We start from the raw sequence: 18,058 nt of genomic DNA, 5'->3' as shown, positions 1-18,058 counted from the left end.
CCGTTGCCGGGAAGGCCTTTCCTGAAAACCCTGTTCTAAGACAGCCGAGCCAGGCTAAAATCGCAAAAACTTAAAAGGTACTTGTATGTCCAAATTACCACATCCTAAGGATGCATTATTCGAAGGAGAAAAACCTTTCCCCATCATCCCGGCCTGTGAACATTTTGCCGGATCCGAAAAACTGATCACTAAAGCTCTGGAGTTACAAAACAAACTCGGCGGTCTTTTCGACATTACCATGGACTGCGAAGACGGTGCTCAAACCGGAAAAGAAAAAGAACATGCGGAAATGATCGTCCGTATCCAAAACTCCGAACTCAATAAACACAATATGAGCGGTGTAAGGATCCACGATTATACCAACTCTTTCTGGAAACAAGACGTAGACATTATCGTTCCAGGTGCAGGAAACAAGATCGCATACATCACCATTCCTAAACCTACTAAAGCTTCCCAAGTGGAAGAAATGATCAGTTATATCCAAGGCGCTGCTAAAAAAGCAGGGATCACTAGAGAGATCCCTATCCACGTTTTGATCGAAACTCACGGAGCACTTGCTGATGTAGACAAGATCGCGGCTCTTCCTTGGATGCAAGTAGTCGATTTCGGTCTAATGGACTTTATCTCCGGTCACCACGGAGCGATTCCAGCTTCTTGTATGAAGAGCCCGGGACAATTCGACCACGAATTATTAAGAAGAGCAAAAGCGAGCTGTGTAGCGGCTTCCTTGGCTCACGGAGTAATCCCGGCTCACAACGTTACTCTTGACTTGAAAAACCAATACCAAACCTACAAAGACGCGAAAAGAGCTCATGATGAGTTCGGATTCCTTCGTATGTGGTCCATCTATCCAACTCAGATCCAAGCGATCTTAGATGCGATGGCTCCTGATTATAGTGAAGTTCAAACTTCTGCTGCTATTCTTGTAAAAGCACAAGATGCAGAATGGGGACCGATCCAACACGACGGAGATCTTCACGATAGAGCGACTTACCGCTATTTCTGGGAAGTTCTTCAAAAAGCAAAACTCACCGGTATTGCAGTTCCGGAAGAAGCAGATAAAAGATTCTTCTAATCTATTAACTGGATCTCAAAATGAAAAAGCCGCAGAACTCTGCGGCTTTTTTTATTTATGAAACTTGTCGTTCAGTTTGCCGATCAGTTCCGACAAACTTCTTTCCAGATATTCCCAGCCCTTTTTGTTCATAGGTTCCAAAGGCATTTTTTTCTGTAATTGTTTGAAGCGATCGAAGGACTCTCTTGCAAATTCTAAAAACCGTCGAGGAGTGATCCCCAATCGGTCGAACTGACTTTCGTTACGATTGAATAAGTCGGCAATCTTGCTTCCGTATTCGCCTTCTAAAAAATAATATCTTAGGTCCGAGAGAGATTCTTCTATGGCCTTATAAATTTTAGAACCAGGCCCATCGTCTCCTTTGGAGTCACCTGAATTACCTTTGTCAGGTCCTACGATCCTGGAAGCTTTTGCTTTTTCGTTAAGGGCGATCTTCTGTAATTTCTCCCTCATAAGAACGTCGGGGAGAACTGTTTTCTTTTTATCCGCCAATTTTACTGAGGTCCTCAAAGCCGATTGTCCGAATTTTCGGACGGAAACTATTCTATGGACGTATTCAATTTATGTCCAGAAATTTCCGCCCTATACTTGTTATAACAAGATAGACGAAAAAGTTCTCAAAAATTCTTTCAAAGTTCTGGGTGATCTTTCCTTAATTTTCTCAATTCGCAGTTTTGAAGCCATTCACAACGAAGACAAAACATATCGTCCGGATTATAGTCCGAGGGAGGACATAGATTCGTATTCTCTGCTTGTATAGATGTGAGAATATTTACCTTCTCCTTTGCATCTGAAATTCCATATAGTTGACTTAAGAGTTCTCTATTTTTTCGGATCTGTGTCTCGAATGGGTCTCCTAAATTTTTAGGACGAACGATTACACCTTCCTGATTTTCCTTAGGCTTTTCCCATCTTCTTACGAACATAGGGGTTTTTGTTTTTCCTCCGAATTTTTGTAGACCAAGAAGGCTGAGTAGACCGAAGACCGCTCCACCCAAATGGCCGGAGTTACTCATCATCCCAAAAAAACTTTGGGACACAACTCCGCTGGAATGGAATTGAAGAAGGTTATAAGCATCTACAGAAAATCCAAAACCGATCAGCACCCAAGGAGCAAATTTTGCTCTCACAGGTGGAAATACGAATCTTGCTTCAGGGAACATCAAACTGAATGCAGCAAGAACTCCGAAAACTCCACCACTTGCACCTACAGTAGTGGAATGATAACTATCCCAAATAGAATTTTCCGGAACAAGCCCTGTCTTCAAACCAATATAAGAAAAAGACAAAACGAAGAGTCCTCCACCCAATTGAGAGAGAAGATACACGCATAGAAATTTCCAACCGCCGATATATCTGCAGAGCCAGAAACCTACAGTGAATAGTCCGAACATATTCATTCCGATATGGATAAGAGAAGAGAAAAAATCTCCGCCTACCACATGCAAGAATCCGTACGTGAACACCTGCCAATACATTTTCTTTTCGATGACTAGGCTTGGGTTTAATCCGAAAAAGTAGTTAATAATTCCTCGCCCACCTTCCAACAACAGAAGGACCCACACGAAAATATTGAAGAATAAGACCAGATTCAGCGGGTGAATTAGCGAGAATCCGAAAAGCTTCGGACCTGAGGTCGGATTTCTCTTTGCCATTATGTAAGGATTAAAGGTACTGGTATCCTAGTCAAGTAGGCAAAGCCGGGGCGGGATCTGCCCCGGTTCGTCCTCATCCTCCAGGGAGTTGGCGGATGTTTTCAATCACAGTTTTATCATCGAAAAAACGAAAGCCCTGCTTTAGCCTTGGAGAGTAAAAAAATGAAAAAAGAGAACTTAAGGCCGATTTTTTGGGAGAAAGAAGGACTCAAACTTTTAGACCAAAGACAGATCCCGGGCAAGAAAGAATGGTTTACCGCTCAAAACTCCGATGACGCAATTTTTGCCATCAAAGAAATGGTAGTTCGAGGCGCTCCCGCAATCGCCATTACTGGGTTATTCGGTGCAGTTCTAGAATTAAAAAAATTCTCTAAAAAACCGAACTACCAAGAATTCCAGACCATACTTTCCAAAATCCTAGCATCCAGGCCGACTGCAGTAAATCTTCGTAGAGCTTTCGAAGAACTCTCCTCCATATTTCCAAAAGAAAAATATGATAATACCTCTTTGTCGGAACTCCAACAAAAGTCGGAAGAATTTGCTACCCACGTTTTCGAAGAAGATATCCGAAACAATTTAGCATTAGCGAAGAATGGTGTGGGACTTTTTCCTTCTTCTCCTTCGAAACTAAAAATTATCACTCATTGTAATACAGGCGCTCTTGCGACTGCAGGTCATGGAACCGCACTCGGAGTCATTCGTTCTCTCAAAGATGCGGGACATGATCTTACTGTATATGAAGACGAGACCCGCCCTTATCTGCAAGGAGCAAGACTTACCGCCTGGGAACTAATGGAAGAAGGGATCGAAAATTATCTGATCACGGATAGTATGGCAGGTTGGCTCATGTCTTCCCAGAAAATAGACGCTGTCATCGTGGGCGTTGATAGAGTAGCAGCTAATGGCGATTCTGCGAATAAGATCGGGACTTATCCTTTGGCAATTTTAGCAAAATACCATGGTGTGCCGTTTTATATTGCAGCCACTGAAAAAAGTTTTGATTTCAAAATTACGGACGGCTCTCAAATTCCGATCGAAATGAGAACCCAAGACGAGGTGACCCGTTTAAACTTTTTAAAAAACGAACAAGGAGAAGCGATCCTATCAGAAGGAATAATTGCCCCGGTAGGAGTAAAAGCCCTCAACCCTTCTTTCGATGTCACTCCAGCGAATCTAATCAAAGCATTTATTACTGAGAAAGGGATCGTTCCTCCGGATAAGATCAAAGATTTCTTTGGCTGATTATTTTTGAGGCTTAATAGCAACCATAGCCGCTTTGTCTTGACCCGGTTGGAAACGCATCATGAATGCAGACTGGAATTTATCGACCTTCTCCACCTGCCTTCTATACTTGATGATACTTCCTTTATAAGAACCTTTGCGGACTACAAGCTGAACTTCACCTGTATTGAATCTAGAAGACTTTAATACTTCCAGTTTTTGTTTCACAAGTTCTATGAATTTGTTCTGCTTATTATATTCTTCGAAGACCATACGATAGCCTTCTTTTTTATCTTCAGGGATCTGCCCTCTGGATCTTTGGACCATTTGTTTGATCTGCTGGACTTTAGGAACGATCTTCTCTATTTCCTTCTCCGCAACTTGAAGACGTTTGGTAAGATCTTGGAAACTTTTCTCATTCCTAAAATGAAATCCTAACTCCACAGTCACATCCAACTCAGCTTGAGATCCTAGAGTGGCACAGGTCAAACCCATATAAGTAGAAACGGTAGAAGATACCAAGTTACCGCTGGATCCGTTCAGGATCACATTGCCCAAAGAATGGATCTTGGAGTTTAGGATAAACCCCTCTACAACCACGTCTCCATCTACTTCTATCTCTGCGTTCTCGATAAACTTAGCGTAAAGATGCCCGCCGATCTTGATTACATTCTTTCCGTCACCTTTGATCCCACCACTGACTTCTAAGTCGCGAGCGATTACTAGATCTGAAGATTCCACATTTCCTTTTACCATCAGGTTTCCCTGGGTCTTGATGGAAGTAGCAGCTTCGACATCTCCTTTTACTAAAACGTTTCCGTCATAATTGATATTTCCAGTTCCGAGTCCCACATTGGAATCGATCTGTAATTCTTGGGAAACAGTGATAGAAGATTCGGTGGAGAAAATCGCACCATTACAGGTTGCGAAATATTCTACCAAAGGTTTGTTCTCATGGACCAAACCTTTTTCCTGAACATTCTTACCTATAGTAAGTTTAGGTCTTTTGATAGGAGGAGGAGCGATCGGTTTTCCGAAAACATCCATGCCTGGTTTTCCCGGAATTCCTTCGAATAATGTGGCAAGTTTTTCTCCTGCCTTCACATAAATATATCTTTCAATATTTCTATAATCAGCGTGCCCATCTTCGCCGATCTTGACCCTTTGGGCTTGCGGATGATAGAATTTTACCCAGCCGTCTTCTCCTTTTACTGGAGGGAAACCTTGGGCTACCACGAAAGAAATCGGAGAAAAATCCATCCTTGCTGTGGATGTCTGCAGTTGTTTTAAAGCGGTGTAGATATTGTCCCCAATGATACGGTCTTGGGAAATATCCTTATTATGAAGATATTCGATAACAATGCTAGTGGAAAGAGCCCTTCCCTTGATCATCCCTGGACGAATCGTTAGATCGGCGCCCAGATTATCCGAACTGATCTTAAGAGAGAATACACTCTCCCAACTTGTCTCTTGATCTGATACACCCGAAGTTTGCTCTGTACTCACAACCATACTACCTAGCTAACAATTCAATAAGAAGTTTCCTCCGCCTTTTTTTTATCACGGAAGAAATCGTTTCTCAAACCCTTTTAAAAAGGTCCGAAAAAGATCGTATTTGAACCTGCGAGGTTATTCCTTTTCGCGTTTTTAACGATAGAACACTATAACCTTTTACTCCGAATATACAAGGCTTCGGAGCCTAAAAAAGACGCAAGGGTCCTATCTCTAAGGACGGAATATTCTCAGAAAATATTACGTAAACAATATTAGAGACCAGAATTTTTTAGAAAAAAACCCCAGAGTCCGGCGAGCTTAGGGATCTCGCCTAATTGAGTGTAAAATGGAAGATGATCCCCATGGGTGATCAGTTTAGACCTTAAGATCACCTTCCATTCCTCCTTCCCGTTCCCCAAAGAATCGAATAATTGCTCTGATTCGTCCGGAGAGATCACTGCATCGTCCGATCCATGCAATAATGCGATAGGCGCCTTCCAATCAGAGAGGAAGTTTTTAGGAGAATTGCGTAGAATGAAGTTAGGCGGTAATACGGACAAGATCGGCTCTACCAAACCCATTCTAAATCCTGGATCGGATTGAACCCGGTATACGAAATCCTTTTCCTTCTGGCCGAGCTTTTGCAGAAGTTTGGAGGACTTCTCCTCATCTCCCGTTCTTTTTAAACCGTTATCTAAGGCAGCCTCAAAATAGAACTCTTCTAATTTAGAAAGTTTAGGCCTAAGCTTAGAAATATAATTATATAACAAAACATGAACTGCATACGGATCCACATCATAGTTGGATAGAATGAAAGGAAGAGTATCTGCGAAGTCGGAATAAGTTCCTACAAGTAGAGCGGATTTTAGATTTTTCTGTTCTTCCTTTCCGGATAATGCCACCATTCCCATCCCTGCGGAGAAGCTTGCGGATAAGAAGGAGATTGCCCGACCTTCTCTATTTACAATCTCTTGGAACAAGGCCCTAATATTCGGAACAGTATCAACCGAGATTTCGAGACCTTTCACTTCCGGGAGTTCCGGAAGATAAACAGTGGCACCAGTATTCTTCAGATGTTTTGCAAGAGTGAGAATTCTAGGGTCGTCTATTCCACGGTTACTCATCCCATGTTGCAGGTAGATCACTGGAGAATTTTCAGGGCCTGGGAATATTTTGGTCCGAAAAGAAGACTTCTTAGAAACTTTTAAATTTTCCTCCTGTATTTCAGAATCGGGAGAATCTATCATGTCCGCGTATTTGAGTAAGAATGGAAATCCCTGGAAAGAATATCGAATCATGCAAAGGAAGCCTTATTATCTATATTAATATTTTTGCATCAGAAGAATGAGATAGATCCTGCCCAGATATTCTTTGGCATCTTCGTCTTTCAAAAAATAGATCAGAATATACTGTCTTAAATTATCCAGATCGATAGGGACCAATTTATTGTTCAGATTTTCAGGAGGAAGAATATCTATTTGGAATCTTCCCAATTTCATTTCAGAGATAAGTTCTGCACAGATCTGGTTGGCAAATTCCAGCATGATGGAAGCGGCATGACTTCGGATCGTGGGATCTATATGAAAGGATCTCGCGATCTTAGGCAAAAGTTTCAGTTTGGTATAACCGTCCATTGCTAGAAAAAGCCTGCCTTTTGCTTCTCCTTGGAATTCCACAGCGGTACAATTCTCATAACATAAACCTTCGTTTTTAGAAGGACCAAATGCTTCACGTACAGCTTGGACTCCCAGGTTTTTTTCCAAAAACTCTGGGAAGATCTGGGAAATTGTAAGTATGAATTTTTCATCCAATAAAGGATCTATGTTCAAAGACATACTAAACGGTTCGGCCCCTCTTCTTTAGAAGAATGTAATGCTTTTTTAGCTCTTGGTTCCCATTCTGAGTCTTCTTTTCTGACTCGAACCGAGGCGCCAATATTCAGCCTGGTTTTTTCTGGGCCTAAAAATTCCATAAGCCCTGAGAGTGAGTTTTGGAATCCGATCCAATCTTCCGCATTGAAGAATGTGGCTAAACGGTTTTTTCTGACACGATAGATGGGAGAATTTTCTCCAAATCTAGATTTCCACCAATTACCTAAACTTCTAAAATCAGAAACTAAATCTCCGTCGGACTCGAATTCCAAAAAAACCAGAATTTTGGTATCTTGTCCCTCGTATTTCTCCCTTTCTAAATGTTGGGAAAATACTGGGTAGGAACTCCAGCCAGTCTCTCCGTCCTGGGATTCTCCGGCAAGAACCAGTCCTTCTACAAGTTTATCCAATCTAAAAGAAATTTCATCAAGGGAAAATTCGGAAATCGTAGAAGAAGTTTGTCTGACTTCTCCCAGGGAAAAGGAATCCCATTCCAATTTCCAAACGATTGCTCCTTCCTTTGGTTCGGAGGCCCTCTTTCTTTCGGAAGGAAATACGGAAATACTTCCTGTCTTACTTGCTACAGTTTGTAGATCTCCATTTGAATCGTGGAGTAAAACTTCCCAATATTCTTCACCTGCTCGGATGGAATCTAAGAATGATTTCACTGCCTCGTAGGTTTTTCCGCGAACTGGGAAGTAGAAGGACTGGAAGGGAATTGTCTCCTTGGGAACTTCTTCTTTAAAAATGGTTAAGGGCTGTTCTTGGGAGATGGTAGGAACACCTTCCTCTATACCATTCTCAATGGTAACCGGTGCTTTTGATGAGACCTCGGAAACTTCTTCTTTTGAAACTGCTTGGAAGAATGGAACAATATCCTCAGTTCCTTTCTCCTCTCTTCTATCCATTGTAGTATGTATTACGTATCCAAAAAGGGAAAGTAGGCAGAATGAGATCCCACCCAAGGCCAAAACTTCCCCGTCGATCCAGGTGGAAAGAGAAGTGGAAGCGATTGGAAAAACTTCTGAAATTGGAAAAAATTCGAGGAAAAATTGCATTTTGTAAACTTCAGTTCCGTTATTATATGTAACGGGTTTTCCCCGGTCCGGCTCAAACGATTTTTCTATGAAACTCTACTCGGAACTGGCAGAATATTACTTCGATATTGAAAAGAACGCTCGAAAATTCGAGATGGAAACCCAATTTATAGACAGGCTTTTCCGAAAACACAGGGTCCGAAATATTTTGGATCTGGGTTGTGGCACAGGAGAGCATGTCACCCATTTCCAAAGCCTTGGATACAAATCCAGAGGAATAGATTCCTCCATCAAAATGATAGAGGTCGCCAAAAAAAGATATTCCCATTGTAAATTCGAAGTGGGAGCAATGCAATCCTATAAGTCCCAGGAAAAATGGGACGCGATCATCAGCTTATTCGGTTCCTTTAATTATTTATTATCTAATGAAGAAGTAGAAGCAGCTCTCAAAAATCTGGAGATGAACTTAAAGCCGGCAGGTATAGCCGTTTTAGAAGTTTGGAATGCGGAACCACTTCGTAAGATCAAAAGAAAAGCGATCGGCCCGGTCGCCCAGATCAAAGCCAAAAACACAACCATCCAGAGAAACAGAGGATTTCGTCTAGTCAGAGCGGACCAATCCACAGTAGTCGAAGTAAATTATATCTATAATCTGAACGCAAAAGAGATCAAAGACAAACACTTGATGAGAGCCTACTTCCTGGTAGAACTCCAGAGAATGCTCGCAAAACACAGGATGGAAATCCTACATGTCTACTCCAATTACAGCGAATTAAAATTCAAAAGTAATGCGAGTAGAATGATCTTAGTTCTGAAGAAAAAAAGTAACTAGAAAATCTTCTTCCCAGAGTCGGAATAAAAATCCAAAATTGCCATCCGGAGGAATGAGATGGCGGAAAACTACGACCTTACTGTGATCGGCGGAGGCCCTGGAGGATATGTGGCCGCCATTCGAGCAGCCCAACTCGGATTGAACGTTTGTCTAGTGGAAAAAGAAAAACTAGGCGGGGTATGTTTGAACTGGGGATGTATTCCCACAAAAGCACTTTTAGAGTCCGCACATCTATTAGAGTCCATTCGCAAATCCGAATCTTTCGGCCTGAAAGTAGAAAAAGCCTCTCCGGATTTTCCAAACATTATCAAACGTTCCAGAGGTGTCGCTGACACAATGTCTAACGGAGTCGAGTTCTTGATGAAGAAGAATAAGATTTCCGTAAAGAAAGGAAACGCAGTTTTTAAAGACAAAAATACGATCTGGCTTCCGGACACTTCTAAGGAAGAGATCCAATCCGAATATTTTATCATAGCAACCGGTGCCAGACCCAAAGAATTTCCAGGACTTCCGTTCGATGGAGAGAAGGTTTTATCCAGTAAACATGCAATGATCCAGGACTCCCCTCCTAAAACTCTGGCAGTTATTGGTGCGGGAGCCATAGGAATAGAATTTGCCGACTTCTATTCCAGCATGGGAACCCAAGTTACGATCGTAGAGATGCAGGATAAGATCCTTCCATTAGAAGATCCTGAAATATCAAACCTTCTCAATCGTTCCTTTGTAAAAAGAGGCATCCAAATCCTAACAAGTGTAGGGGTTTCAGAACCAAAACTGGAATCGGATGGAGTTTCTATTCTTCTAAAAGGAGAAGGTATAGCACAAGAAGGAGAAAGAAAAAAATTCGATAAGGTCTTAGTAGCAATAGGAGTCACTCCAAATACGGAAGGAATACATCTGGAAGAAATAGGAGTATTTCTCCAAAAAGGATTTATCAAGGTAGATACTAAATATAAAACCAAGGTCCCGAATATCTACGCGATCGGAGATTGTATAGGAGCGCCATTACTCGCACACGTAGCTTCGACAGAAGGAGTAAAAGCAGCGGAAGCAATCTCCATCCAAAACAAAAATCCTCACGGACTAGTTTACGAACCATTAGATTATCTTAAAATTCCAGCATGCACATACTGTCATCCGGAAGTCGCCTCTGTCGGCTTAAAAGAAGAAGAAGCCAAAAAATCAGGTATAGATGTTGTAGTAGGAAAATTCCCATTCAGAGCGAACGGCAGAGCACAAGCTCTAGGCGAAGTGGAAGGAATGGTAAAACTAGTAGCAGACCGCAAAACAGGAGAAGTATTAGGAGCTCATCTAATCGGGCCGAATGTTACCGAAATTTTAGGAGAGATCAATTTAGGAATGGGATCCGAACTAACTTTGAAAGAAATTGCTGGAAGGATACACGCCCATCCTACACTTTCAGAATCCGTAATGGAAGCGGCAGGACAGGCTTTGGGTGAGGCGATTAATATCTAACGGGATTTAGGCGGAAACGTTTGATTCTTCCAAGGATCCCGTGAATAAGATATCCATCTTATTCACTTTAAACTCTTTAGGCAGTTTGGAATCGATTGTTAAAAGTTCCGCGTCCAGATCATGAAATTTACCTGATTTCTCATCAAAGAAATGGAAATGGTCGTCAATATTACTGTCAAATACTGACTTACCCAAACAGGAAAATTTAAATTCTCTTAATAAACCGGCGGATACTAAAACGTTTAAAGTATTGTAGACGGTTGCTAAGCTCATCTTTAAAGAACGTTTATCTACCCATTCTTTTACTTCTTCTGCAGTCGGATGATCCGCTTCACAAAGTACGTATTGGCAAATAGAAATCCTTTGCATGGTCGGTTGTATCGAAACCGATTTTAATCTACTCTCTATTTCATCCGGAGTCAGGCAGTATTGTTTTTGTTTACCTAAAACAGTCATGGTTGTCGGTTCTCTCTAAGGCCTATATATCTGACGGTCCGAAAGGCCCGAATATAAAGCAAAAAGTCTAGAAGATATGAATTCCTATTAGGATCTTGCAAAAAAGGAAGGATTTATGCAATCCAAAAAAGGAGACCAAAAAAACCCGAGAAATCATGGATTTTCCTTTGAAACAATACTGGAATCTCTATAACCTGACGAAAAATCTTCGAAAAGCAGAGAATGATGAGAAACAAATTTTTTACTACCCTACTCTTTCTCTCCCTGGTCCTGAACGTTTCCCTTTGGGCGGAAACAGGGGCATCCCCTCAAACAAACACACTGGCTCAATCCGAAACGGATCCTGGTCATGGGGAAAATGGGACTGGAAGCCAGCACCAAGAGACTGCATCGGCTCACGGTGAGGCGGGAGATGATCTTCCTCTTTGGTCGGTCATTCCTTTCGTTCTAATCCTACTAAGTATTGCACTTCTTCCGCTGATCTCTCATACAACTGAGCATTGGTGGGAAAACAATAATAACAAACTTCTTCTTTCCTTAGCACTTGGAGGAGTTTCTTTCGGGATCTTAATGGCACATAGCTGGGGTGGAAAAATTTTCCACACTATGGTATTCGATTATATTCCGTTTATCATTCTACTCGCTGCACTCTTTTATATTTCAGGCGGGATCGTTTTAAAGGGAGATATAGAAGCTACTCCTGTAAATAACACGATCTTCTTGATCGTAGGAACCTTCCTGGCTTCTTTTATCGGAACGACTGGAGCTTCTATGCTTCTCATCCGACCTCTACTCAAAACCAACTCGGAAAGAAAACATGTGGTCCACACTGTGATCTTCTTCATTTTTTTGGTTTCGAATATCGGCGGTTCCTTGACTCCACTAGGTGATCCTCCTTTATTCTTAGGGTATCTGCAAGGAGTTCCATTCGTTTGGACATTTAAACTATTCCCTCAGATGATCATCGCATCCGGAATTTTACTCGTGGTCTATTTTATCTGGGACACGGTCATGCACGGAAAAGAAACCAAAAAGGACATCCGTTACGATCATTCTCATAGACAACCTCTAGGTTTGGAGGGTCAGGTAAACCTACTCTGGCTTTTAGGAGTGATCCTTTCCGTAGCGTTCTTAAACCAAAACTATATTCCTGCCATCGGAAAATATCCGTTTTTAGGATTCATCAGAGAAGCGGTTCTAGTTGGTTTGATAGCTCTTTCCAAGGTGACTTCAGATCCTAAACTAAGAGAAAAAAATAAGTTCACCTTGGGTCCTATCCAAGAAGTGGCTTACCTATTCATCGGTATCTTCTTAACCATGATCCCTGCATTACTACTTCTGGAACATCATGGTAAAGAATTGGGAATTACCGAAAGATGGCAATTCTTCTGGGTAACAGGTGGATTCTCTGGAGTTCTGGACAATGCTCCAACTTATTTGACTTTCTTATCTTTAGCAAAAGGATTATTAGGATTCTCTAATGTAACTCAAATCCTGGCAGATCCTATAGGCGAAGAGTTACTTAAGGCGATCTCAGTAGGTGCCGTATTTATGGGAGCATTGACCTATATAGGTAACGCTCCGAACTTCATGGTAAAATCAGTAGCAGAAGAGAATAAGATCAAAATGCCAAGTTTCGGAGGATATGTAGTGTATTCCTTCCTACTTTTGGTCCCTACTTTTATACTTTTAACCTGGATCTTCTTTATCTAAGGATTTCCTTCTTCTCCGCTTCGATTAAGAAGCGGAGAAATTTTACTCTTCTTTAACCGGAATAAATACGACTGAATGGATTGTTTTAGTCCCGAGCGTCCCATCTTCAGCTAATCTTTGAGTGTACATAACTTCTGCCTTTGTGCTTCTTGCAGGTTTGTACATTATGATCTGATTCACATAATCGAATACGGAAACGGAATAATCGATCACAGTCAAAGCTGCCTGTAAAGGAAGGAACCTAGATCTGCTCAAAGGTTTCATTTCGGTTTCCTTGGGAAGTGCGAGCCATTTGTACATTCTAGCAGATCTTCCTATACTTTTTACATTCTCCCATTCCAGTTTTGTTTCCGGAAAAGAAGCCTGGACCTGTTTGAAATTCACTCTGACTGGAAGCCCCTTTTCCTTGGATTCTCTGAGTGCTGTGGATAGTTGAAGATCGAATGTGTCTTCGTCCAAATATTCTATTTCGTTGCAGGAAGAAAATACGGTCTCACATATATCACCGTATCTTTTATGAACGAAGAAGATCAGATTGATCTTTCCGCTTCCTGGATGATATAGGACTTTTGCGTTATAATCTCCGGTCCTCTTAAAATATACACTTCTATAAATTCTACGGATTAAACCCCAACCGATCAGACCTACATCCTTTAAAACAGGAGGATCTGCGATCTCGAGTCCTCGGATAGCAATATGAAGTTTTTCGACTGCGACCCTTCCATCTCTTTTAGAAATTTCTAATAGAAAATCCCTGAGATCGTCCAGTTCATCGTCTGCAAGTTTGAGATTTTTTCCGGAAAGATCTACGAGTACCTTTCCTACATTTTCTTCCAAAAGTTTTCGAACTTCAGATTTTCCACCTTTGGAATTCAATTCATCCAAAGTATAGCGGATACAATCCTCTTCATGACAAGAGATTTGCTCTTCGTATCTGTCGATACCGAAATAACCTGTGGAAGGATCGGGCGCTTCTGAAAACAAAAGGCCCGGAGTGAGAAATAAACTTAGAACTAAAAGTTTAGTTAGCTTCGTCCGTATATTCCATGACCAGATACATAAGAGTTTCGGTATCCGTTGGATTGATATATTCGTGGGGAACGTCCGCTCTAAAATATACGGAATCCTTTGCATCCAGTTCTACCACCTTGTCCCCCACACGGAGGCGCAATTTTCCTTGGACCACAACAAGGTTCTCAGTTGTTCCAGCCTTGTGAGCTTCTGCAACTTCGATGCCGCCGGGTTTCAGGATCAGTTCGTAAAATTCTACCCTTCTGCCTCCGATAAACGGAAACAAGGCACGACTAGAATATACCTTTGAACTGGAATATAAGACTTTTGTATTCTCTGCTTTTAAGAGAAAAACGCCTTCTGTTCCTTTTTCCTTCAGAAGTTCGCTGAAAGGAACATTAAGCCCGGTTGCGATCTTCCATAATACTGCGATTGTAGGAACACTTTTACCTTGCTCTATTTGAGAAAGCATGGCTCGGCTCACTCCACAACGAGATGCCAATTTGTCTAATGAGAGTCCTTTAGTATGGCGAATTAATTTTAGGTTTTCTTTAACGACTTCTGTTATATGTTCGCTGGAGATGAGTTCCTTCCCATCCAGTTCTTCGGCGTCTGCCTGTTTCATTCCTAATTCGTCCAATATAACGGAAGATGTGTCAATCCAATTTCAATCCTTTCAAAAGCAGATGTTCAAATTAGAGAAGATACGACAGGAAAACAAATGAAGGAATATAAGCCTAAATTCCAGTCTCTGACCCATCCTATTCGCAAATGGTATGAGAAGGGGTTCCTACTCGCTGTAGAAAAACCTGCTGGCATCCCTGTTCATGCCACATTCGATCCAAACCGTCCCAACCTGGAAGATCTTGTTCGACAACAGGAGAAGGAGCCGGAATTAAGACTTCTCCATAGACTGGATCGAGATACAAGCGGCATACTTCTATTCTGTAAGAACCCATCCAAAAACAAAGAAGCGGATCTAATCTTAGCTGATTCGGAAAAAACCTATCTGGCCGTTTGTGTTGGAATTCCAACGGAGAAAGAATTCAGAGTAGAATGTTTTTTAAAAGATGGAAAAGGAAAGGTAAGTTCCGTTCGTTCAGGTGGTAAAAAAGCGATCACTGATTTTACTGTTCTTTCCATTTCAAGGGAGAAGAATCTCTCTTTGCTTGCCGCAAAATTAGTTACGGGAAGAAGGCACCAGATCCGATTTCATCTTTCTTCAATAGGAACTCCTATCTTGGGAGATGAGACTTACGGTGAATCTTCTGCTAAAAGTTTAGTTCCTAAACCAAAACGATTTTTATTACATTCTTATCTTCTAAAATTCAAAAACGAATTTGAAGAAGAAGTGAAAATTGTATCGGAGCTTCCTGCGGATTTTCAACCTTATCTACGCTTTTTTTCTGGCATACGATTCCCGGAATGAGTAAGCTGGTCCTCTCTTTCCAGGAGGCTAAAATGAGCGAATCAATTGCATTGATCATAGGCGGATCAGGAGCGGCAGGCCAAAGCGCAATAGAAGGTCTTCGGGAACATTCCAAAAAATCCGGTGTGAAATGGAATATTATCTCCACTACTTCCGCTGATTCTCAGATCAACGGAGCAGACAAAACCATTCATCATATACAATTAGAAGAACCTGATATAGCGGTTCAAAAAGTCCTAAAAGAAATCCAAAACTTAAAAATAGAACTTTTTATCTACACTCCTGCGAGAGGGAATCTAGGTTATCCAGTTTCAGAAACTCCTGATGCTGATATCATAAACACGGCTAAATTTTGTTTGGACCCGATGGTAGAACTGGAGACAAAACTTAAACCACGTTTAACAATAGGATACTCCGCTTTTTACTATCTTCCACATTTACTCACTTCCTATGGAGCCTTAGCGTTCATCAAAAAGAAAATGGAAGAATGGGCACTCGAAAAACCGGATTCCAGAAAAATGATCCGTGCAGGAAGCTTTATAAGCACAAGTGCAAGAGGGATCGGAATACTTTTGCAAAAAATCGGCAGGACTTCTCCTTATCCGGAATTACAAAATCTAATGAAAGAGCATAAAGAATCCGGCAAAAAGTTTTCTGAATTCTTCTGGGACTATGTTCGCTCATCTGAAAAAAGGATTTTTGAAAAACAATTTCCGAATATTCCATATAGAGCTACCGAACAAAACGATTTAAAGATCGGTTTATTAAAAATTCTAGATGGAGAAAAGGCTCCCATTGTTTCCTTGATCGGAGATTGGATCTGGACGGAAGATAAACTTCCGGATATGCCTGAATATTTGAAAGTTAGGTAATTGGTTTAGGAACAGTTTTCCAGTTTGCCACACTTTGGATAAGAGTTCCATTGGGTGGGACCTTCTTCTTGCCTCGATCCAAAAATATTCCTTTGGATCTTACATGAGAAAGCATAGGAAAATCATTCTCGGAATCTCCGAATGCAATATCATATCCTTGGTTTTCGTTAGCAATGTTGAGAAATTCTACCTTTCCAATCCCATATGTGAAAGGTTCTATCAGCTCGTGGCTTAAGATCCCATTCCTTTCAATGAGCCTCATACCAAGCACGTTCTCTTTTGGAATCCCCCATTGATCTGAAACCACTTGGATCACCGGTCCAGGAGAAGCAGTCAGGATCCAAATTTTAGTCCCCGCCTTCTGCAATTCTTTCACGAGTTCCGACATAGGATGAAATGCTTGGACTGCGCTCGGACTTGTATCCTGCTGATTCTTCTCCCAAACAAACTTTGCAGTATTTTGTAATTCTTGCGTAGATCTACCGGAAAAGATCCAGGTGGACCATCTATACCCTGCTTCCAGACCTTCTTTCTCTATCTTGGATTCATAATATTTCCAGACTTCTTCCATAAAGGACCGGGTGTTTGTCTTACGCAAAGTTTCCATTTTTTCGAAGATCGTAACTTCCGAGAAAAAAGGAGAAAGTGATTGGATCCAAGGAACCCCAGCTTTCAAAAGTTCACACATGACTTCTTCTCCGAAATCGCCTCGGACAAGAGTATTATCAAAATCGAATAGAGCTGTTTGGAATTTCCGACCGGTCAGGTTCTCTTCTAAATAGGAAAAGATTTCGGAAGACCAGTCGGAATTAGAAAACACTATTATTGTTGGATGGTTTCTTTTGCGATTGCAACTTGGGATTCTTTATCCGCTAAGAAAGGAGGAAGATAATGTTCAGGGTTTAACACTACGTTTTGATAACGAACTTCGAAATGAACGTGAGGTCCAGTCGTATGTCCCGTGTTCCCGGAAAGCGCAAGCACCTGTCCTTTTTTAACTTTATCCCCTTGCTTTACGAAAAGAAGAGAATTATGAGCGTATAATGTTTGGATCCCATTGATCTGAGGATGAGAAAGAACAACTCTTAGTCCATATCCACCGTCTCTTTTGGAATCAGTCACAACTCCATCAGCCGCAGCGATTACAACAGAACCGTTCGGACAAGCGATGTCCACACCTGCATGCAATGCGTTCCAACGTCTTCCTAATCTGGAAGTAACTCTGGAATATTTGAAGCTTAAAGGCCAGACCAATTCTCTGGCATCAGAGGTGAAGATCTCTCTTCCTTTATCCTCTAACAGAAGATTGCGAGTATAATTTGCGTTATAAGGGAAGAATACCGGCTCTGAGTTTTGGATCTTTCCACTGTCATGGATCCCATTTAAAAGGCGGACTTCTCTTTCTGAGGTGCCGAATTTATGATATAGATCCTCTAAGGATTCTTTTACTTTTCCGGGAACAATCCAGATACCTTCTCTTGATTGATAGGTTTGGATGAATTGGTTATCTACCTTGACTTCTTCCAAATATGTATTTGCGAAAGATTTCCAGGAAAGGAATATGAGTGCAGATGCGCCTACTAGCGAAAGGATAGTTTTTCTTTTCATTTGATTCTTTCCTTTTTGCGCCGCCAAAAATTCTCTTAAAAAACGGGTATTGCTTTTAAGATCGGCGGTAAATTTCCGAAAGTTCAACCTATCCTCCTGGTCCATAATCTCGGGACAAGGATTTTTCTCCACCCAAATCCAGAGGAATTAACGATATCAAACGAATTCGACCGAATCCTAATGAAATTAATTATTTTTATCTTTATTCTATTAATTTTTAGCATATTTTGATAGATTTCAGTTATTTTTACGAGGTGTCACATATAGAGTCCCGAAAAAATACAAACTTACTGAAAAGTTTTCAGAAA

18 protein-coding genes are annotated in these 18,058 nt (G+C 41.3%); 7 read left to right on the top strand and 11 right to left on the bottom strand.

Going from position 1 to position 18,058, the window contains the following annotated elements; translation table 11 throughout:
• The first annotated feature begins 85 nt into the window (after nucleotides 1-85).
• Complete coding sequence (locus CH352_RS13930) at nucleotides 86-1,075, top strand: HpcH/HpaI aldolase/citrate lyase family protein (protein ID WP_100707691.1); 990 nt, start codon at nucleotides 86-88, stop codon at nucleotides 1,073-1,075.
• A gap of 51 nt (nucleotides 1,076-1,126) precedes the next feature.
• On the opposite strand, the gene CH352_RS13925 is transcribed toward CH352_RS13930, so the two are convergent.
• On the bottom strand, nucleotides 1,127-1,567 hold the full coding sequence (locus CH352_RS13925; protein ID WP_100707692.1) for an LIC11177 family protein: 441 nt from the start codon (nucleotides 1,565-1,567) through the stop codon (nucleotides 1,127-1,129).
• Nucleotides 1,568-1,704: 137 nt separating this feature from the next.
• Nucleotides 1,705-2,730, bottom strand: coding sequence for a rhomboid family intramembrane serine protease (locus CH352_RS13920; protein WP_100707693.1), 1,026 nt, complete (start codon nucleotides 2,728-2,730; stop codon nucleotides 1,705-1,707).
• Nucleotides 2,731-2,892: 162 nt separating this feature from the next.
• Here CH352_RS13920 and mtnA point away from each other — a divergent pair, with 162 nt between their 5' ends.
• Nucleotides 2,893-3,972: an S-methyl-5-thioribose-1-phosphate isomerase gene (gene mtnA / locus CH352_RS13915; RefSeq protein ID WP_100707694.1), complete on the top strand. Its 1,080-nt coding sequence runs from the start codon at nucleotides 2,893-2,895 to the stop codon at nucleotides 3,970-3,972.
• Here mtnA and CH352_RS13910 read toward each other — a convergent pair whose 3' ends face one another.
• From CH352_RS13910 to CH352_RS13895, 4 genes are all read right to left on the bottom strand, one after another.
• Complete coding sequence (locus CH352_RS13910) at nucleotides 3,973-5,463, bottom strand: DUF342 domain-containing protein (protein WP_100707695.1); 1,491 nt, start codon at nucleotides 5,461-5,463, stop codon at nucleotides 3,973-3,975. It lies immediately after the preceding gene.
• Nucleotides 5,464-5,717: 254 nt separating this feature from the next.
• Complete coding sequence (locus tag CH352_RS13905; RefSeq protein ID WP_100707696.1) at nucleotides 5,718-6,743, bottom strand: alpha/beta hydrolase family protein; 1,026 nt, start codon at nucleotides 6,741-6,743, stop codon at nucleotides 5,718-5,720.
• A 24-nt stretch (nucleotides 6,744-6,767) separates the two neighbouring features.
• On the bottom strand, nucleotides 6,768-7,280 hold the full coding sequence (locus CH352_RS13900) for a chemotaxis protein CheX (protein WP_100707697.1): 513 nt from the start codon (nucleotides 7,278-7,280) through the stop codon (nucleotides 6,768-6,770).
• Nucleotides 7,271-8,374 (bottom strand): hypothetical protein, encoded by a 1,104-nt coding sequence (locus CH352_RS13895; RefSeq protein WP_100707698.1) that lies wholly within the window; start codon nucleotides 8,372-8,374, stop codon nucleotides 7,271-7,273. Before CH352_RS13895 ends, CH352_RS13900 begins: the two co-directional genes overlap by 10 nt.
• A gap of 67 nt (nucleotides 8,375-8,441) precedes the next feature.
• On the opposite strand from CH352_RS13895, the gene CH352_RS13890 reads away from it, so the two are divergent.
• Both CH352_RS13890 and lpdA read left to right on the top strand, forming a co-directional pair.
• Nucleotides 8,442-9,185, top strand: coding sequence for a class I SAM-dependent DNA methyltransferase (locus tag CH352_RS13890; RefSeq protein ID WP_100707699.1), 744 nt, complete (start codon nucleotides 8,442-8,444; stop codon nucleotides 9,183-9,185).
• Between the two features lie 57 nt (nucleotides 9,186-9,242).
• On the top strand, nucleotides 9,243-10,661 hold the full coding sequence (lpdA, locus tag CH352_RS13885) for a dihydrolipoyl dehydrogenase (RefSeq protein ID WP_100707700.1): 1,419 nt from the start codon (nucleotides 9,243-9,245) through the stop codon (nucleotides 10,659-10,661).
• Nucleotides 10,662-10,667: 6 nt separating this feature from the next.
• Here lpdA and perRB read toward each other — a convergent pair whose 3' ends face one another.
• Nucleotides 10,668-11,117, bottom strand: a complete 450-nt coding sequence (gene perRB, locus CH352_RS13880) for a peroxide-responsive transcriptional repressor PerRB (RefSeq protein WP_100707701.1) — start codon at nucleotides 11,115-11,117, stop codon at nucleotides 10,668-10,670.
• A gap of 225 nt (nucleotides 11,118-11,342) precedes the next feature.
• Here perRB and CH352_RS13875 point away from each other — a divergent pair, with 225 nt between their 5' ends.
• Complete coding sequence (locus tag CH352_RS13875; protein WP_100707702.1) at nucleotides 11,343-12,830, top strand: sodium:proton antiporter; 1,488 nt, start codon at nucleotides 11,343-11,345, stop codon at nucleotides 12,828-12,830.
• Nucleotides 12,831-12,872: 42 nt separating this feature from the next.
• Here CH352_RS13875 and CH352_RS13870 read toward each other — a convergent pair whose 3' ends face one another.
• Together CH352_RS13870 and CH352_RS13865 are read right to left on the bottom strand one after the other, a co-directional pair.
• Nucleotides 12,873-13,871 (bottom strand): hypothetical protein, encoded by a 999-nt coding sequence (locus CH352_RS13870; protein ID WP_423789719.1) that lies wholly within the window; start codon nucleotides 13,869-13,871, stop codon nucleotides 12,873-12,875.
• On the bottom strand, nucleotides 13,852-14,466 hold the full coding sequence (locus tag CH352_RS13865; RefSeq protein WP_100707703.1) for a helix-turn-helix domain-containing protein: 615 nt from the start codon (nucleotides 14,464-14,466) through the stop codon (nucleotides 13,852-13,854). Before CH352_RS13865 ends, CH352_RS13870 begins: the two co-directional genes overlap by 20 nt.
• Before the next feature lie 96 nt (nucleotides 14,467-14,562).
• Between CH352_RS13865 and CH352_RS13860 the strand changes: the two genes are divergently transcribed.
• The gene (locus CH352_RS13860) at nucleotides 14,563-15,270 is read left to right on the top strand and encodes an RluA family pseudouridine synthase (protein WP_100707704.1); all 708 of its coding nucleotides are present in this window, start codon (nucleotides 14,563-14,565) and stop codon (nucleotides 15,268-15,270) included.
• A gap of 32 nt (nucleotides 15,271-15,302) precedes the next feature.
• A complete protein-coding gene (locus CH352_RS13855) occupies nucleotides 15,303-16,142 on the top strand; it encodes a hypothetical protein (RefSeq protein WP_100707705.1) in 840 nt (279 codons plus the stop codon).
• Here CH352_RS13855 and CH352_RS13850 read toward each other — a convergent pair.
• The gene (locus CH352_RS13850; RefSeq protein ID WP_100707706.1) at nucleotides 16,135-16,962 is read right to left on the bottom strand and encodes an HAD family hydrolase; all 828 of its coding nucleotides are present in this window, start codon (nucleotides 16,960-16,962) and stop codon (nucleotides 16,135-16,137) included. The two genes, CH352_RS13855 and CH352_RS13850, sit on opposite strands and share 8 nt — an antisense overlap.
• 2 nt (nucleotides 16,963-16,964) lie before the next feature.
• On the bottom strand, nucleotides 16,965-17,750 hold the full coding sequence (locus CH352_RS13845; protein ID WP_423789717.1) for a M23 family metallopeptidase: 786 nt from the start codon (nucleotides 17,748-17,750) through the stop codon (nucleotides 16,965-16,967).
• Nucleotides 17,751-18,058 lie beyond the last annotated feature (308 nt).

Origin of the sequence: Leptospira hartskeerlii, from assembly GCF_002811475.1 — a bacterium.
GTDB classification, from domain to species: Bacteria; Spirochaetota; Leptospiria; order Leptospirales; family Leptospiraceae; genus Leptospira_B; species Leptospira_B hartskeerlii.
This window is presented reverse-complemented; position numbering and strand designations above follow the sequence as displayed.

Excerpts from the sequence above, each read along its gene's own strand:
- CH352_RS13930 (WP_100707691.1), top strand. The coding sequence starts at position 86 with ATGTCCAAATTACCACATCCTAAGGATGCATTATTCGAAGGAGAAAAA.
- CH352_RS13920 (WP_100707693.1), bottom strand. The coding sequence starts at position 2,730 with ATGGCAAAGAGAAATCCGACCTCAGGTCCGAAGCTTTTCGGATTCTCG.
- mtnA (WP_100707694.1), top strand. The coding sequence starts at position 2,893 with ATGAAAAAAGAGAACTTAAGGCCGATTTTTTGGGAGAAAGAAGGACTC.
- CH352_RS13910 (WP_100707695.1), bottom strand. The coding sequence starts at position 5,463 with ATGGTTGTGAGTACAGAGCAAACTTCGGGTGTATCAGATCAAGAGACA.
- CH352_RS13905 (WP_100707696.1), bottom strand. The coding sequence starts at position 6,743 with ATGATTCGATATTCTTTCCAGGGATTTCCATTCTTACTCAAATACGCG.
- CH352_RS13900 (WP_100707697.1), bottom strand. The coding sequence starts at position 7,280 with ATGTCTTTGAACATAGATCCTTTATTGGATGAAAAATTCATACTTACA.
- CH352_RS13895 (WP_100707698.1), bottom strand. The coding sequence starts at position 8,374 with ATGCAATTTTTCCTCGAATTTTTTCCAATTTCAGAAGTTTTTCCAATC.
- CH352_RS13890 (WP_100707699.1), top strand. The coding sequence starts at position 8,442 with ATGAAACTCTACTCGGAACTGGCAGAATATTACTTCGATATTGAAAAG.
- lpdA (WP_100707700.1), top strand. The coding sequence starts at position 9,243 with ATGGCGGAAAACTACGACCTTACTGTGATCGGCGGAGGCCCTGGAGGA.
- perRB (WP_100707701.1), bottom strand. The coding sequence starts at position 11,117 with ATGACTGTTTTAGGTAAACAAAAACAATACTGCCTGACTCCGGATGAA.
- CH352_RS13875 (WP_100707702.1), top strand. The coding sequence starts at position 11,343 with ATGAGAAACAAATTTTTTACTACCCTACTCTTTCTCTCCCTGGTCCTG.
- CH352_RS13865 (WP_100707703.1), bottom strand. The coding sequence starts at position 14,466 with ATGAAACAGGCAGACGCCGAAGAACTGGATGGGAAGGAACTCATCTCC.
- CH352_RS13860 (WP_100707704.1), top strand. The coding sequence starts at position 14,563 with ATGAAGGAATATAAGCCTAAATTCCAGTCTCTGACCCATCCTATTCGC.
- CH352_RS13855 (WP_100707705.1), top strand. The coding sequence starts at position 15,303 with ATGAGCGAATCAATTGCATTGATCATAGGCGGATCAGGAGCGGCAGGC.
- CH352_RS13845 (WP_423789717.1), bottom strand. The coding sequence starts at position 17,750 with ATGAAAAGAAAAACTATCCTTTCGCTAGTAGGCGCATCTGCACTCATA.